The sequence below is a fragment of the Streptomyces sp. 13-12-16 genome (genome assembly GCF_002114215.1).
GTDB lineage: Bacteria > Actinomycetota > Actinomycetes > Streptomycetales > Streptomycetaceae > Streptomyces.
On the sequence record NZ_NCTE01001465.1, the window covers coordinates 1 to 15303 of the forward strand.

Consider the following 15303-nt stretch of genomic DNA (forward strand, 5'->3'; position numbering starts at 1 on the left):
CCCGACCCGGACGAGGTCCACGCCCGCCGGGTCGGGCAGGGCGGTGTTGGCCGCGATCAGTGTGACGCGGGCGCCGCGGGCTGCGGCGGTGCGGGCGAGGGCGTAGCCCTGCTTGCCGGAGGAGCGGTTGCCGAGGAAGCGGACGGGGTCGAGGGGCTCGCGGGTGCCTCCGGCGCTGACGACGACGTGCCGGCCCTCGAGGTCGGGCTCGGTGACGCCGCGGGCCAGCACCCGGCGGCAGACCTCGAAGATCTCGCCCGGGTCGGGCAGCCGGCCCTTGCCGGTGTCGGCGCCGGTGAGACGGCCGACGGCCGGTTCGACGACGACGGCGCCGCGGCGGCGCAGGGTGGCCACGTTCTCCTGGGTGGCCGGGTGCTCCCACATCTCGGTGTGCATGGCGGGGGCGAAGACCACCGGGCAGCGGGCGGTGAGCAGGGTGTTGGTGAGGAGGTCGTCGGCCAGGCCGTGGGCCGCCTTGGCCAGCATGTCCGCGGTGGCGGGGGCGACGACCACCAGGTCGGCGTGTTGCCCGATGCGGACGTGGGGCACCTCGTGGACGTCGTCCCAGACCTCGGTGGAGACCGGGTTGCCGGAGAGCGCGGACCACGTGGCGGCGCCGACGAAGTGCAGCGCGGAGGCGGTGGGGACGACCCGGACGTCGTGTCCCGACTCCGTCAGCCGCCTGAGCAGCTCACAGGCCTTGTACGCGGCGATGCCGCCGCTGACCCCCAGAACGACCTTCGGCTTGTCCACCGTCTCTCCCCGGACCTCGGAAATGTGCGACCACCCCCATGAGACACCACAGGCCCGGCAACGTGCTGCCGGGCCTGTGGAAAAGTCAGCTGCAATCAGCTGATACGACTTACCAACCGATTACTGACCGGGGCCTTCGACGGCCTCGGAGGTCAGCAGCCCCGCGTTGATCTCGCGCAGGGCGATCGAGAGCGGCTTCTCGTGGACGTGGGTGTCGACGAGGGGACCGACGTACTCGAGCAGGCCCTCACCGAGCTGCGAGTAGTACGCGTTGATCTGGCGGGCCCGCTTGGCCGCGTAGATCACGAGGCTGTACTTCGAGTCCGTGGCCTCGAGGAGCTCGTCGATCGGCGGGTTGATGATGCCCTCGGGCGCGGAGATGGAAGAGGACACGCTCTACCTTCCGATGGATGGGAAAGATTCAGTCGGCGCGACCGGTGAACGACTGCTCACGATCACACGACGTTCATCAAGGCTAGCAGCTCGCGGGCCACGTCCTCGACGGAGGTGTTGACCAGGGTGATGTCGAACTCCGGCTCGGCGGCCAGTTCGGTCTTCGCGGCCTCCAGCCGGCGCTCGATGACCTCGGGCGACTCGGTGCCCCGGCCCGTGAGCCTGCGCACGAGCTCCTCCCAGGAGGGAGGAGCCAGGAACACCAGCCGGCCCTCGGCCATGGACTCGCGGACCTGCCGCGCGCCCTGGAGGTCGATCTCCAGCAGCACGGGCACACCCGCCTCCAGGTGCTCCAGCACCGCCACGCGGGGAGTGCCGTAGCGGTTGCCCGCGAACTCGGCCCACTCCAGCAGCTCGCCGTTGGCGATCAGCTTGTCCATCTCCTCGTCGGTGACGAAGAAGTAGTGGACTCCGTGCTGCTCCCCGGGGCGGGGCTTGCGGGTCGTCGCCGACACCGAGAGCCAGACCTCGGGGTGTTCCTTGCGCATATGGGCGACGACCGTGCTCTTGCCGACCCCGGAGGGGCCGGAGAGCACGGTCAGCCGCGGACGTTCAGTCATGCAGCGATTATTCCAGCAATCACGGGATGTACGGGACGCCGGTCCCGGACCGCCCCGTACTCAGGAACCGGTGCTGCCGAACTCGCGCTCCAGGGAGGCGATCTGGTTGGACCCGAGACCCCGCACGCGGCGGCTCTCGGAGATGCCCAGTCGCTCCATGATCTGCTTGGCGCGGACCTTGCCCACGCCCGGCAGGGACTCCAGCAGGGCGGAGACCTTCATCTTGCCGATGACGTCGTTCTCCTGACCCTGCTTGATGACCTCGTGAAGGGAGGCGCCGGAGTGCTTGAGTCGATTCTTGACCTCGGCCCGCTCCCGGCGAGCCGCGGCGGCCTTTTCGAGCGCGGCTGCGCGCTGTTCAGGGGTAAGGGGCGGAAGAGCCACGCCTACGTCACCTCGGATGTCGAACTGTCGGATACGGACCGGTGAGGAACCTAGTCGCCCCACACCTGGGGAGTCACGAGCGACACCGTCGCCCGTTCACTCTCCGTCGGAGACTAGCGGCCAACTCCGCCGGAGTCAGCGAGAACTGCGGAAAAGTCCTGGTCAGCCTCCGCCAGGCCGGACATTTAAGACATAATCCCCTGGATTTGAGGATGTATCCAGAGTCCGGCGACCACGGATTCCCTCGTCGGCCGGTTCAGGCCGGCGCCACGGCGGCCCTGATCTCCTCCGCGAACCGCTCCGCGGCGTCACGCAGAGCGACCGCGTCGGGACCGTGGCGCAACACTCCCCGGCTGACGTTCGGCACCACGTTGCGCACCGCGCCGCCGAAGACCGCCGGGAGATCGGCCGCCGTGGCCCCCTGCGCGCCGATACCGGGCGCGAGGATCGGACCGCCCATGTCCAGGTCGTACGAGGAGAGGTCGCCGAGCGTCGCGCCGACCACCGCGCCGAAGGACCCGAGCGGTTCCTCGCCGGCGTTCTCGACGGCCAGGTGCCCGAGCACGGTCGCCCCGACGGTGCGCCCGTCGGCACGGACCGCGTGCTGGACCTCGCCGCCCTCCGGGTTGGACGTCAGCGCCAGCACGAACAGCCCGGTGCCGGTCTCCCGGGCCAGCGCGACGGCCGGGCTGAGCGAGCCGTAGCCGAGGTACGGCGAGACCGTGAGCGCGTCGGAGAACAGGGGCGCGTCCTTGTGCAGGAAGGACTCGGCGTAGGCGGCCATGGTGGAGCCGATGTCGCCGCGCTTGGCGTCCATGACGACCAGCGCGCCGGCCGCCCGCGCCTCCTGGACCGTCCGCTCCAGGACTGCGACACCGCGCGAGCCGAAGCGCTCGAAGAAGGCGCTCTGCGGCTTCAGCACGGCCACCCGGTCGGCGACCGCCTCGACGACGGTGCGGCTGAACCGCTCCAGGCCCGTCACGTCGTCGTCCAGGCCCCACTCGGCGAGCAGGGAGGCGTGCGGGTCGATGCCCACGCACAGCGGGCCGCGCTCGTCCATCGCGCGGCGCAGCCGCGCGCCGAAGGGTTCCGGGCCGGTCATACCGTCGTCCTCACGTCGGCGCCCACCGCGTCGGCGAGCGTGGCGTACGGGCTGGTGCGCAGCCGCGCGGCGAGCCCCTTGTGCATGGCGCGGCCCCAGAAGGGGCCTTCGTAGATGAACGCGCTGTACCCCTGGACCAGCGTGGCACCGGCCAGGATGCGCTGCCAGGCGTCCTCGGCGTTCTCGATGCCGCCGACGCCGACCAGGGTGATCCGGTCGCCCACGCGCGCGTAGAGGCGGCGCAGCACCTCCAGGGAGCGTGCCTTGAGGGGGGCGCCGGAGAGGCCGCCGGTCTCCTGGACGAGGGCGGGCGAGGAGGTCAGGCCGAGTCCCTCGCGGGCGATGGTGGTGTTGGTGGCGATGATGCCGTCCAGGCCGAGCTCCACGGCGAGGTCGGCGACCGCGTCGATGTCCTCGTCGGCGAGGTCGGGGGCGATCTTCACCAGCAGCGGCACCCGGCGGGCGGGCACCGTGCGGTCGGCGGCCTCCCGGACGGCGGCGAGCAACGGGCGCAGGTGGTCCACGGCCTGCAGGTCGCGCAGTCCCGGCGTGTTCGGGGAGGAGACGTTGACGACCAGGTAGTCGGCGTACGGCGCGAGCCGCTCGGCGGACTTCACGTAGTCGGCGACGGCCTCGTCCTCCGGTACGACCTTGGTCTTGCCGATGTTGACGCCGACGACCGTCCTGAAGACGGGCGTACGGGAGGCCAGGCGCGCGGCGACGGCGAGCGAGCCCTCGTTGTTGAAGCCCATGCGGTTGATCAGGGCCCGGTCGGCGACGAGGCGGAACAGCCTCTTCCTGGGGTTGCCGGGCTGCGGTTCCCCGGTCACCGTGCCGATCTCGACGTGGTCGAAGCCGAGCATCGCCATGCCGTCGATCCCGACGGCGTTCTTGTCGAAGCCGGCGGCGAGGCCGAAGGGGCTGTGCAGACGCAGCCCGAGGGCCTCGGTGCGCAGTTCCTTGTGGCGGGGGGCGAGCACGGCGGCGACGAAGGTGCGCAGGCCGGGGACGCGCGCGACGAGACGGATCCAGCGGAAGGCCAGGTGGTGGGCCTGCTCAGGGTCCATCCGTTGGAAGAGCAGAGCGAAGAGAATCTTGTACATGGTGTCCTCATGAAGAGGGGGACACCGTTTCCGGTGTCCCCCTGGGGGCTGCTAGTCGCGGGCCGCGGTCAGATGTGCCGCGTGTTCCTGGAGCGAGCGGACGCCCACGTCACCGCGGTTGAGCGCGTCGATGCCCTGGACCGCGGCGGCGAGCGCCTGGACCGTCGTCAGGCACGGCACGGACCGGGCCACCGCCGCCGTGCGGATGTCGTAGCCGTCGAGGCGGCCGCCGGTGCCGTACGGGGTGTTGACGATGAGGTCGACCTCGCCGTCGTGGATGAGCTGGACGATGGTCTTCTCGCCGTTCGGGCCGGTGCCCTCGGACTGCTTGCGCACGACCGTGGCGTTGATGCCGTTGCGCCTGAGGACCTCGGCGGTGCCGGAGGTGGCCATCAGCTCGAAGCCGTGGGCGACCAGCTCGCGGGCCGGGAAGATCATCGAGCGCTTGTCGCGGTTGGCGACCGAGATGAACGCGCGTCCCTTGGTCGGCAGCGGGCCGTACGCGCCCGCCTGCGACTTGGCGTACGCCGTGCCGAAGACGGAGTCGATGCCCATGACCTCGCCGGTGGAGCGCATCTCCGGGCCGAGGACGGTGTCGACGCCGCGGCCGTGGATGTCCCGGAAGCGGGACCACGGCATCACGGCCTCCTTGACGGAGATCGGCGCGTCCAGCGGCAGTTCGCCGCCGTCGCCGTTCGCCGGGAGCAGGCCCTCGGCGCGCAGCTCGGCGACGGTCGCGCCCAGCGAGATCCGCGCGGCGGCCTTCGCCAGCGGCACCGCGGTCGCCTTCGAGGTGAAGGGGACGGTGCGCGAGGCGCGCGGGTTGGCCTCCAGGACGTAGAGGATGTCCCCGGCCAGCGCGAACTGGATGTTGATCAGACCGCGCACGCCGACACCGCGCGCGATGGCCTCGGTGGAGGCGCGCAGCCGCTTGATGTCGAAGCCGCCGAGCGTGATCGGGGGCAGGGCGCACGCCGAGTCGCCGGAGTGGATGCCGGCCTCCTCGATGTGCTCCATGACGCCGCCGAGGTACAGCTCCTCGCCGTCGTACAGGGCGTCCACGTCGATCTCTATGGCGTCGTCGAGGAAGCGGTCGACGAGCACCGGCCGGGAGGGGCTGATCTCGGTCGACTCGGCGATGTAGGACTCCAGCCGGGTCTCGTCGTAGACGATCTCCATGCCGCGTCCGCCGAGCACGTAGGACGGGCGGACGAGGACCGGGTAGCCGATCTCGTCGGCGATGGCCTTGGCCTCGGCGAAGGTGGTGGCGGTGCCGTGCTTGGGGGCCGGCAGCCCGGCCTCCTTGAGGACCCGGCCGAAGGCGCCGCGGTCCTCGGCGGCGTGGATGGCCTCCGGGGAGGTGCCGACGATCGGCACGCCGTTGTCCTTCAGCGCCTGCGACAGGCCGAGCGGGGTCTGGCCGCCGAGCTGGACGACGACGCCCGCGACCGGTCCGGCCTGCTGCTCGGCGTGGACGATCTCCAGGACGTCCTCCAGGGTGAGCGGCTCGAAGTAGAGCCGGTCGGAGGTGTCGTAGTCGGTGGAGACGGTCTCCGGGTTGCAGTTGACCATCACGGTCTCGTACCCGGCGTCCGACAGCGCGAAGGAGGCGTGGACGCAGGAGTAGTCGAACTCGATGCCCTGGCCGATGCGGTTCGGGCCGGAGCCCAGGATGATCACCGCGGGCTTCTCGCGGGGCGCGACCTCGGTCTCCTCGTCGTAGGAGGAGTAGAAGTACGGCGTCTTCGCGGCGAACTCGGCGGCGCAGGTGTCGACGGTCTTGTAGACCGGACGGACGCCGAGCGCGTGCCGCACCTCGCGGACGACGTCCTCGCGCAGGCCCCGGATCTCGGCGATCTGCTGGTCGGAGAAGCCGTGCCGCTTGGCCTCGGCGAGCAGGTCGGCGGTCAGCTCGGGGGCGGCGGCCAGCTCGTCGGCGGTCTCCTTGATGAGGAAGAGCTGGTCGACGAACCAGGGGTCGATCTTCGTGGCGTCGAAGACCTCCTCGGGGGTGGCGCCCGCGCGGATGGCTCCCATGACCGCGTTGATCCGGCCGTCCGTCGGGCGGACCGCCTCGCGCAGCAGCTCCTCCTTGTCGCCGGGCTCGCCGACGAAGGTGAACTGGCTGCCCTTCTTCTCCAGCGAGCGCAGCGCCTTCTGGAAGGCCTCGGTGAAGTTGCGGCCGATGGCCATGGCCTCGCCGACCGACTTCATGGTGGTGGTGAGGGTGGAGTCGGCGCTCGGGAACTTCTCGAAGGCGAACCGGGGGGCCTTCACGACCACGTAGTCGAGCGTCGGCTCGAAGGAGGCCGGGGTCTCCTGGGTGATGTCGTTCGGGATCTCGTCGAGGGTGTAGCCGACGGCGAGCTTGGCGGCGATCTTGGCGATGGGGAAGCCGGTCGCCTTGGAGGCCAGCGCGGACGAACGCGACACGCGCGGGTTCATCTCGATGACGATGACGCGGCCGTCGACCGGGTTCACCGCGAACTGGATGTTGCAGCCGCCGGTGTCGACGCCGACCTCGCGGATGATCGCGATGCCGACGTCGCGCAGCACCTGGTACTCGCGGTCGGTCAGCGTCATCGCGGGCGCGACGGTGATCGAGTCGCCGGTGTGCACGCCCATGGGGTCGAAGTTCTCGATGGAGCAGACGACCACGACGTTGTCGTTCTTGTCGCGCATCAGCTCCAGCTCGTACTCCTTCCAGCCGAGGATGGACTCCTCCAGGAGCACCTCGGTGGTCGGCGAGAGGGTGAGGCCCTGGCCGGCGATGCGGCGCAGCTCCTCCTCGTCGTGGGCGAAGCCGGAGCCGGCGCCGCCCATGGTGAAGGACGGGCGGACGACGACCGGGTAGCCGCCGAGCGTGTCGACACCGGCGAGGACGTCGTCCATGGAGTGGCAGATGACCGAGCGGGCGGACTCGCCGTGCCCGATCTTCTTGCGGACCTCTTCGACGACCTCCTTGAACAGGTCGCGGTCCTCGCCCTTGTTGATGGCCTCGACATTGGCGCCGATCAGCTCGACGCCGTACTTCTCCAGGACGCCGTTGTCGTGCAGCGAGATGGCGGTGTTGAGGGCCGTCTGGCCGCCCAGGGTGGGCAGCAGCGCGTCGGGCCGCTCCTTGGCGATGATCTTCTCGACGAACTCGGGGGTGATCGGCTCGACGTAGGTGGCGTCGGCGATCTCCGGGTCGGTCATGATCGTCGCCGGGTTGGAGTTGACGAGAATGACCCGCAGGCCCTCGGCCTTGAGGACGCGGCACGCCTGGGTGCCGGAGTAGTCGAACTCGGCGGCCTGACCGATGACGATCGGGCCGGAGCCGATGACCAGGACGGACTGGATATCGGTGCGCTTAGGCACGCTGGCCCTCCATCAGGGAAACGAAGCGGTCGAACAGGTAGGCGGCGTCGTGCGGGCCCGCTGCCGCTTCGGGGTGGTACTGGACGCTGAAGGCCGGGCGGTCGAGCAGCTGGAGGCCCTCCACCACGTTGTCGTTCAGGCAGACGTGGGACACCTCGGCACGGCCGAACGGGGTCTCGGAGACCTCGTCCAGCGGAGCGTCGACGGCGAAGCCGTGGTTGTGCGCGGTGACCTCGACCTTGCCGGTCGTACGGTCCTGCACCGGCTGGTTGATGCCGCGGTGGCCGTACTTCAGCTTGAAGGTGCCGAAGCCGAGCGCGCGGCCCAGGATCTGGTTGCCGAAGCAGATGCCGAAGAGCGGGGTGCCGCGCTCCAGGACGCCCCGCATCACGGAGACGGGGTGGTCGGCGGTGGCCGGGTCGCCGGGGCCGTTGGAGAAGAACACGCCGTCCGGGTTCACGGCGTAGACGTCGTCCACGGTCGCGGTGGCCGGCAGGACGTGCACCTCGATGCCGCGCTCGGCCATGCGCTGCGGGGTCATGCCCTTGATGCCGAGGTCGACGGCGGCGACCGTGAACTTCTTGTCGCCGATCGCGGGGACGACGTACGGCTCGGTGGTGGCGACCTCGGCGGACAGGTCGGCGCCCTTCATCTGGGGCGCCTCCTGGACGCGGGCCAGCAGCGTCGCGTCGTCGCGGACGGCGTCGCCGCTGAAGATGCCGACGCGCATGGCGCCGCGCTCGCGCAGGTGGCGGGTGAGCGCGCGGGTGTCGATGCCGCTGACGCCGACGACGCCCTGCGCGGCGAGCTCCTCGTCCAGCGAGCGCCGGGAGCGCCAGTTGGAGGGCGTACGCGCGGGGTCGCGCACGACGTAGCCGGAGACCCAGATCCGCTTCGACTCGGCGTCCTCGTCGTTGACGCCGGTGTTGCCGACGTGCGGGGCGGTCATCACCACGACCTGGCGGTGGTACGACGGGTCGGTGAGGGTCTCCTGGTAGCCGGTCATGCCGGTGGAGAACACCGCTTCGCCGAAGGTCTCCCCCACCGCCCCGTAGGCACGGCCGCGGAAGATCCGGCCGTCCTCCAGGACGAGCACGGCGGGAACCTTGGTGGTTCCCCTGGTGGAGGTTGTCATCGTGCGCCTTCCGTCTTGTTGATCATCTGGTTCAGGGCCTCGGCCCATTCGTTGTGCTCGGCCGCGTGGTCGGAGCGGAAGCCGGAGTCGATCTGCCGCTCGCCGTGCGCCCAGGTCACGATCAGCAGGCCGCCCTCGGTGAGGACCTTGCCGGCGATGCCCTTGTCGAGCCGGGCCCCGCGCAGCGCCTGGGCCGGGACGAAGAAGTCGTTCGCCCCGGGGCGTACGACGTCCAGTCCGGCGTCCGTCAGCGTGAGCTCGGCCCGGCTGCGGGTGCCCAGGCCGTGCGCCACGATGCGGTCGAGCCACTGACCGGCGGTGGTGGAGCCGTGGTAGCGGCCGCTCATCGTCAGTTTCGCCGGGCCGGGGTCGTCCGGCGCGCTGTGCAGCTCCGGCAGGTCGCCCTGGAGCGTGCCCCGCCACTTCCAGCCCTCGCGCATCAGCCAGTAGACGAGCGCCACGAAGAGGGCGAGTCCGACGACCCAGCCGATCCGGGCGGCCCAGTCGGTCACTTCCGCCGATTCCTTCTCGGCGGCCAGCAGGAGTACAGGTGTCACGTGAGCTTCCCGTCGACGAGCGTGGCCTTGCCCCGGAGCCAGGTGTGCGTGACACGGCCCGGCAGCTCGCGGCCCTCGTACGGGGTGTTGCGGCTGCGCGAGGCGAAGCCCGCGGGGTCCACAGGGCCACGGTATGCCGAGTCGACGAGGGTGAGGTTGGCGGGCTCACCTGCCGAGACGGGACGGCCGTGGCCCTCGGCCCGTCCGATGCGCGCGGGCGTGAAGGACATGCGGTCTGCGACGCCGGCCCAGTCCAGCAGACCCGTGTCGACCATGGTCTCCTGCACCACCGACAACGCGGTCTCCAGGCCGACCATGCCCATGGCGGCGGCGGCCCACTCGCAGTCCTTGTCCTCGTGCGGGTGCGGGGCGTGGTCGGTGGCGACGATGTCGATCGTGCCGTCGGCGAGCGCCTCGCGCAGGGCCATGACGTCGCGCTCGGTGCGCAGCGGCGGGTTGACCTTGTAGACCGGGTTGTACGACCGGACCAGCTCGTCGGTGAGGAGGAGGTGGTGCGGGGTGACCTCGGCGGTGACGCGGATGCCGCGGGACTTGGCCCAGCGGACGATCTCGACGCTGCCCGCCGTCGACAGGTGGCAGATGTGGACGCGGGAGCCGACGTGCTCGGCGAGCAGCACGTCCCGCGCGATGATCGACTCCTCGGCGACGGCCGGCCAGCCCCCGAGGCCGAGCTCGGCGGAGACGACGCCCTCGTTCATCTCGGCGCCCTCGGTGAGGCGGGGCTCCTGCGCGTGCTGGGCGACGACGCCGCCGAAGGCCTTCACGTACTCCAGGGCGCGGCGCATGATCACGGCGTCGTGGACGCACTTGCCGTCGTCGGAGAAGACGGTGACGCCGGCCGCGGACTCGTGCATGGCGCCCAGCTCGGCGAGCTTCTGCCCCTCCAGGCCGACGGTGACGGCGCCGATGGGCTGCACGTCGCAGTAGCCGGACTCCTGGCCGAGCCGCCAGACCTGCTCGACGACGCCGGCGGTGTCGGCCACGGGGAAGGTGTTGGCCATGGCGAAGACGCTGGTGTAGCCGCCGCTCGCCGCCGCGCGGGTGCCGGTCAGGACGGTCTCGGAGTCCTCGCGGCCGGGCTCGCGGAGGTGGGTGTGCAGGTCGACCAGGCCGGGCAGGAGGATCTTGCCGGCGGCCTCGACGACCTCCGCGCCCTCGGCGGAGAGCCCGGTGCCGACCTGGGTGATCGTTTCACCGTCGATCAGGACGTCCTGCGGCTCGCCGCCGAGCACCTTCGCACCACGGATCAGGGTCTTGCTCATGGTTCTTACTTCTCCTCGGTGGTGCGGAGTTCGGCGGTGGGCGCGAAGCGCCTCGTTGTAAGGGCGGTGGTGGGCGACGGGTGGGCGACGGCGGGTTCGTTGCCGCCCAGGAGCAGGTAGAGGACGGCCATCCGGATGGAGACGCCGTTGGTGACCTGTTCGATCACGGTGCAGCGGTCGGAGTCGGCGACGTCGGCGGTGATCTCCATGCCGCGGACCATCGGGCCGGGGTGCATCACGATGGCGTGCTCGGGCATCCGCGCCATGCGGTCGCCGTCGAGGCCGTAGCGGCGCGAGTACTCCCGTTCGGTGGGGAAGAACGCGGCGTTCATCCGCTCCCGCTGGACGCGCAGCATCATGACCGCGTCGGACTTGGTCAGCGTCGAGTCGAGGTCGTACGACACCTCGCAGGGCCAGGTGTCGACGCCGACCGGCAGCAGGGTCGGCGGGGCGACGAGGGTGACCTCGGCGCCGAGCGTGTGCAGCAGGTCGACGTTGGAGCGGGCGACCCTGCTGTGCAGGACGTCGCCGACGATCGTGATGCGCCGGCCGGAGAGGTCCTGTCCGAGTCCGGCGTCCCGGCCGACCAGCCGGCGCCGCATGGTGAAGGCGTCCAGCAGGGCCTGGGTGGGGTGCTGGTGGGTGCCGTCGCCCGCGTTGATGACGTGCGCGTCGATCCAGCCGGAGGTGGCCAGGCGGTACGGGGCCCCGGAGGCGCCGTGCCGGATGACCACGGCGTCGACGCCCATGGCCTCCAGGGTCTGGGCGGTGTCCTTCAGGGACTCGCCCTTGGAGACGCTGGAGCCCTTGGCGGTGAAGTTGATGACGTCCGCGGAGAGCCGCTTCTCGGCGGCCTCGAAGGAGATCCGGGTGCGGGTGGAGTCCTCGAAGAAGAGGTTGACCACGGTCCGGCCGCGCAGGGTCGGGAGTTTCTTGATCGGCCGGTCGGCGACCCGGGCCATCTCCTCGGCGGTGTCGAGGATCAGGACGGCGTCGTCGCGGGTGAGGTCGGCGGCCGAGATGAGATGACGCTGCATCTGTCAGGCTCCGTAAGGCAGTTCGATGAGGCGAAATCGGGCAGACGGGTACGCGCGTGGGCGTGCCGGGCCGGCGCACGCGGTCGGCGTGCGCTCCGCGGTGCTACTGGGCGGTCTGCTTGGCGCCGAGCAGCACGGTGTCGCGACCGTCCTCCTCGGCGAGCAGCACCTTGACCGTCTCCCGCAGCGACGTGGGGAGGTTCTTGCCGACGTAGTCGGCGCGGATGGGCAGTTCGCGGTGGCCGCGGTCGACGAGGACGGCGAGCTGCACCGCGCGGGGGCGCCCGATGTCGTTCAGCGCGTCGAGGGCGGCGCGGATGGTGCGGCCGGAGAAGAGCACGTCGTCGACGAGGACGACCAGCCGGCCGTCGATGCCGTCACCGGGGATCTCGGTGCGGGCCAGCGCACGCGGCGGGTGCATGCGCAGGTCGTCGCGGTACATGGTGATGTCCAGCGAGCCGACCGGGACCTTGCGCTCGGTGATCTGCTCGAGCTTGGCGGCGAGCCGCTGGGCGAGGAAGACGCCTCGGGTCGGGATGCCGAGGAGCACCACGTCGTCGGCGCCCTTGGCGCGTTCGACGATCTCGTGGGCGATGCGGGTCAGCACCCGGGCGATGTCGGGGCCTTCGAGAACGGGCCGCGCATCGGACTGCGTGTCCTGCGTGTTCTGCTTGTCCATGTGAAACGGACCTCCTTCTCCGCCTCACGGGACGGACTTTAAAGGACGTCGGATTGCGTCGCTCAGGCTATCAGGTCGGGATCCGTGCGGAACGACACCCCGGATCACCCCAATGGCGTAACCGATCTTCGCTACCACGGAAGAGTCGGTGTGGACCATTCGGCTTGACGCACGAGAGTAACGCTGCGTAACCTCACAGTGAGTTACCAGCCGCGCGGCATGGAAACCAGCCAGAGCCGCGTCGACACAGTGCCGGGGAGCTATATGTCCAGCGAATACGCCAAACAGCTCGGGGCCAAGCTCCGGGCGATCCGCACCCAGCAGGGCCTTTCCCTCCACGGTGTCGAGGAGAAGTCCCAGGGCCGCTGGAAGGCGGTCGTGGTCGGTTCGTACGAGCGCGGCGACCGCGCCGTGACCGTGCAGCGCCTCGCGGAGCTGGCGGACTTCTACGGCGTCCCGGTACAGGAGCTGCTGCCGGGTACGACCCCGGGCGGCGCCGCCGAGCCGCCGCCGAAGCTGGTCCTGGACCTGGAGCGGCTGGCCACGGTGCCGGCCGAGAAGGCGGGCCCGCTGCAGCGCTACGCGGCGACGATCCAGTCGCAGCGCGGTGACTACAACGGCAAGGTGCTCTCGATCCGCCAGGACGACCTGCGCACCCTCGCCGTCATCTACGACCAGTCGCCCTCGGTCCTCACCGAGCAGCTGATCAGCTGGGGCGTCCTGGACGCGGACGCGCGTCGCGCGGTGGCCTCCCACGAGGAGGCGTAACCGCTCCGCGGGCACGCAGAAACGTACCGCCGGGGTGGCCCGAACCTCATGGGTTCGGGCCACCCCGGCGGCTTTGTCGTACGCGCGTGGGGCAGCGCCCCCGAAGGGGCGCGGGGAACCGCGCGATCAGCCGAAGACGACGCGCAGCCGCCGCGTTGCCGCGCCCCTACGGCGCACCGGCGCGAGAGCGCCGGACCACCTACGCCTCGCGGCGAAGCGACGGCTTCAGCTCCTTGAGCCGGCCCAGGAGCCCGTTCACGAACGAAGGCGACTCGTCCGTCGAGAACTCCTTCGCCAACTGCACCATCTCGTCGAGCACGACCGCGTCCGGCGTCTCGTCGACCCAGATCAGCTCGTACGCGCCGAGACGGAGAATGCTGCGGTCGACGACCGGCATCCGGTCGATCGTCCAGCCGACCGAGTACTGGGAGATCAGCTCGTCGATGCGCTTCGCGTGCTCCGCGTAGCCCTCGACGAGCTGCATCGTGTACTCGCTCACCGGCGGCTGCCGGGTGTCGGACCGGGCGTGCCGGACCCAGTCGGCGAGGACGGTCAGGACCTCGGCGCCGCGCTGGTCTCCCTCGAAGATGATCTGGAAGGCGCGTTTGCGGGCCGTGTTGCGGGCAGCCACGGTTAGCTGTTCACCCGGCCGAGGTAGTCGCTGGTGCGGGTGTCGACCTTGATCTTCTCACCGGTGGTGATGAAGAGCGGGACCTGGATCTGGTGACCGGTCTCCAGCGTGGCCGGCTTGGTGCCGCCGGTGGAGCGGTCGCCCTGGACGCCCGGCTCGGTCTCCTGGATCGTCAGCTCGACGGCGGCCGGGAGCTCGACGAAGAGCACCTCGCCCTCGTGCTGCGCGACGGTGGCGGTGAAGCCCTCGACGAGGAAGTTGGCGGCGTCGCCGACGGCCTTGCGGTCGACCATGAGCTGGTCGTAGGTCTCCATGTCCATGAAGACGAAGTAGTCGCCGTCCATGTAGGAGAACTGCATGTCGCGCTTGTCGACGGTGGCCGTTTCGACCTTGACGCCGGCGTTGAAGGTCTTGTCGACGACCTTGCCGGAGAGCACGTTCTTGAGCTTGGTGCGCACGAAGGCCGGGCCCTTGCCGGGCTTGACGTGCTGGAACTCGACGACGGACCAGAGCTGGCCGCCTTCGAGCTTGAGCACCATGCCGTTCTTGAGGTCGTTCGTGGAAGCCACGGTTGCGGAATCTCCTGGACTGGACTGACGTGGACGACGGCCGGGGCCTGCGCCTGCGCCCAGCGCGGGGCTAGAGCGCGAGCAGCTCCTTGGTCGTGATGGTGAGTAGCTCGGGTCCGCCGTCCGCCTCGGGGCGCACGACGAGCGTGTCATCGATCCGGACCCCGCCCCGGCCCGGGAGGTGGACCCCCGGTTCGACGGTGACCGGCACACAAGCGTCCAGTTTACCCATGGCCGCGGGGGTCAATTGAGGGTCCTCGTCGATTTCGAGTCCGACGCCGTGGCCGGTGAGTACGGGGAGGGCCTCGGCGTACCCGGCGGAGTCCAGCACCTGGCGGGCGGCCCGGTCCACGTCGCGGCAGGCCGCGCCGGGGACGAGGGACTCGCGTCCGGCCCTCTGCGCGGAGAAGACGAGGTCGTAGAGCTCGATCTGCCAGTCCGCGGGGGCCGTGCCGATGACGAACGTACGGCCGATCTCGCAGCGGTAGCCGCGGTAGGTGGCGCCGAGGCAGACGGAGAGGAAGTCGCCCTCCTCGACACGGCGGTCGGTGGGACGGTGCCCGGGGCGGCCGGCGTTCGGGCCGGTGGCGACGGAGGTGGGGAAGGCGGGGCCGTCGGCGCCGTGGTCGACCAGGCGGCGCTCGAGTTCGAGGGCGAGGTGGCGTTCGGTGCGGCCTACGAGGATGGACTCCAGGAGTTCGCCGAGGGCCTGGTCGGTGATCTCCGCGCCGATGCGGAGGCAGGAGATCTCTTCCTCGTCCTTGACGATGCGGAGCTGTTCGACGGCGCAGCCGATGCCGGCGAGGCGGAGGCGGGGGGCGGCGTCTCGGATCGCGTGGTGGCGGGTCACGGTGAGGTGGTGTTCCTCGACGGCGAGGGAGTCGACGCCCTGGCCGACGGCGAGGTCGGCGGCTGCGACGGCGGCGTCA

Annotated in this window: 16 protein-coding genes; 1 reads left to right on the top strand and 15 read right to left on the bottom strand. The window is 70.6% G+C overall.

The genetic code is table 11. From position 1 onward, the window contains the following. The 12 genes from coaBC to pyrR all read right to left on the bottom strand — a co-directional run. Positions 1 to 753: bifunctional phosphopantothenoylcysteine decarboxylase/phosphopantothenate--cysteine ligase CoaBC (gene coaBC / locus B7767_RS42705; protein ID WP_107486655.1), on the bottom strand; the 753-nt coding region annotated here is incomplete at its 3' end. A 120-nt stretch (positions 754 to 873) separates the two neighbouring features. Beyond that, on the bottom strand, positions 874 to 1146 hold the full coding sequence (rpoZ, locus tag B7767_RS42710; protein ID WP_004933985.1) for a DNA-directed RNA polymerase subunit omega: 273 nt from the start codon (positions 1144 to 1146) through the stop codon (positions 874 to 876). A gap of 62 nt (positions 1147 to 1208) precedes the next feature. Further along, positions 1209 to 1766, bottom strand: coding sequence for a guanylate kinase (gene gmk, locus B7767_RS42715; RefSeq protein WP_085576489.1), 558 nt, complete (start codon positions 1764 to 1766; stop codon positions 1209 to 1211). 60 nt (positions 1767 to 1826) lie between these two features. Then, entirely contained in the window at positions 1827 to 2150 is a 324-nt protein-coding gene (locus B7767_RS42720; RefSeq protein WP_003977346.1) for an integration host factor, read from the bottom strand. A 256-nt stretch (positions 2151 to 2406) separates the two neighbouring features. Further along, entirely contained in the window at positions 2407 to 3252 is an 846-nt protein-coding gene (pyrF, locus tag B7767_RS42725) for an orotidine-5'-phosphate decarboxylase (RefSeq protein ID WP_085576490.1), read from the bottom strand. Beyond that, positions 3249 to 4355, bottom strand: coding sequence for a quinone-dependent dihydroorotate dehydrogenase (locus B7767_RS42730; RefSeq protein ID WP_085576491.1), 1107 nt, complete (start codon positions 4353 to 4355; stop codon positions 3249 to 3251). The genes pyrF and B7767_RS42730 overlap by 4 nt, the downstream gene beginning before the upstream one ends. Before the next feature lie 51 nt (positions 4356 to 4406). Then, positions 4407 to 7715, bottom strand: a complete 3309-nt coding sequence (gene carB / locus B7767_RS42735; protein ID WP_085576492.1) for a carbamoyl-phosphate synthase large subunit — start codon at positions 7713 to 7715, stop codon at positions 4407 to 4409. Next, positions 7708 to 8850: a glutamine-hydrolyzing carbamoyl-phosphate synthase small subunit gene (gene carA / locus B7767_RS42740; protein WP_085576493.1), complete on the bottom strand. Its 1143-nt coding sequence runs from the start codon at positions 8848 to 8850 to the stop codon at positions 7708 to 7710. Before carA ends, carB begins: the two co-directional genes overlap by 8 nt. Then, the gene (locus B7767_RS42745; RefSeq protein WP_085576494.1) at positions 8847 to 9407 is read right to left on the bottom strand and encodes a hypothetical protein; all 561 of its coding nucleotides are present in this window, start codon (positions 9405 to 9407) and stop codon (positions 8847 to 8849) included. Before B7767_RS42745 ends, carA begins: the two co-directional genes overlap by 4 nt. Beyond that, positions 9404 to 10690 (bottom strand): dihydroorotase, encoded by a 1287-nt coding sequence (locus B7767_RS42750; RefSeq protein ID WP_085576495.1) that lies wholly within the window; start codon positions 10688 to 10690, stop codon positions 9404 to 9406. The genes B7767_RS42745 and B7767_RS42750 overlap by 4 nt, the downstream gene beginning before the upstream one ends. A gap of 5 nt (positions 10691 to 10695) precedes the next feature. Then, on the bottom strand, positions 10696 to 11727 hold the full coding sequence (locus tag B7767_RS42755; protein ID WP_085576496.1) for an aspartate carbamoyltransferase catalytic subunit: 1032 nt from the start codon (positions 11725 to 11727) through the stop codon (positions 10696 to 10698). A gap of 103 nt (positions 11728 to 11830) precedes the next feature. Further along, positions 11831 to 12406 carry a bifunctional pyr operon transcriptional regulator/uracil phosphoribosyltransferase PyrR gene (gene pyrR / locus B7767_RS42760; protein ID WP_073933789.1) on the bottom strand — a complete coding sequence of 192 codons (576 nt, stop codon included), beginning with the start codon at positions 12404 to 12406 and terminating at the stop codon, positions 11831 to 11833. A 264-nt stretch (positions 12407 to 12670) separates the two neighbouring features. On the opposite strand from pyrR, the gene bldD reads away from it, so the two are divergent. After that, positions 12671 to 13174 (top strand): transcriptional regulator BldD, encoded by a 504-nt coding sequence (gene bldD, locus B7767_RS42765; protein ID WP_018570201.1) that lies wholly within the window; start codon positions 12671 to 12673, stop codon positions 13172 to 13174. Positions 13175 to 13373: 199 nt separating this feature from the next. Here the strand turns inward: bldD and nusB are convergent, their stop codons facing one another. From nusB to B7767_RS42780, 3 genes are all read right to left on the bottom strand, one after another. Next, the gene (gene nusB / locus B7767_RS42770) at positions 13374 to 13805 is read right to left on the bottom strand and encodes a transcription antitermination factor NusB (RefSeq protein WP_085576497.1); all 432 of its coding nucleotides are present in this window, start codon (positions 13803 to 13805) and stop codon (positions 13374 to 13376) included. Positions 13806 to 13807: 2 nt separating this feature from the next. After that, on the bottom strand, positions 13808 to 14374 hold the full coding sequence (efp, locus tag B7767_RS42775; RefSeq protein WP_006131211.1) for an elongation factor P: 567 nt from the start codon (positions 14372 to 14374) through the stop codon (positions 13808 to 13810). Between the two features lie 70 nt (positions 14375 to 14444). Continuing rightward, positions 14445 to 15303 (bottom strand): aminopeptidase P family protein (locus B7767_RS42780; RefSeq protein WP_085576498.1); only part of this gene is annotated, 859 nt, incomplete at its 5' end.

Bases quoted from the DNA above. Each gene is read 5' to 3' on its own strand.
- gmk (WP_085576489.1), bottom strand. From the start codon at position 1,766: ATGACTGAACGTCCGCGGCTGACCGTGCTCTCCGGCCCCTCCGGGGTC.
- pyrF (WP_085576490.1), bottom strand. From the start codon at position 3,252: ATGACCGGCCCGGAACCCTTCGGCGCGCGGCTGCGCCGCGCGATGGAC.
- B7767_RS42730 (WP_085576491.1), bottom strand. From the start codon at position 4,355: ATGTACAAGATTCTCTTCGCTCTGCTCTTCCAACGGATGGACCCTGAG.
- carA (WP_085576493.1), bottom strand. From the start codon at position 8,850: ATGACAACCTCCACCAGGGGAACCACCAAGGTTCCCGCCGTGCTCGTC.
- B7767_RS42750 (WP_085576495.1), bottom strand. From the start codon at position 10,690: ATGAGCAAGACCCTGATCCGTGGTGCGAAGGTGCTCGGCGGCGAGCCG.
- B7767_RS42755 (WP_085576496.1), bottom strand. From the start codon at position 11,727: ATGCAGCGTCATCTCATCTCGGCCGCCGACCTCACCCGCGACGACGCC.
- pyrR (WP_073933789.1), bottom strand. From the start codon at position 12,406: ATGGACAAGCAGAACACGCAGGACACGCAGTCCGATGCGCGGCCCGTT.
- bldD (WP_018570201.1), top strand. From the start codon at position 12,671: ATGTCCAGCGAATACGCCAAACAGCTCGGGGCCAAGCTCCGGGCGATC.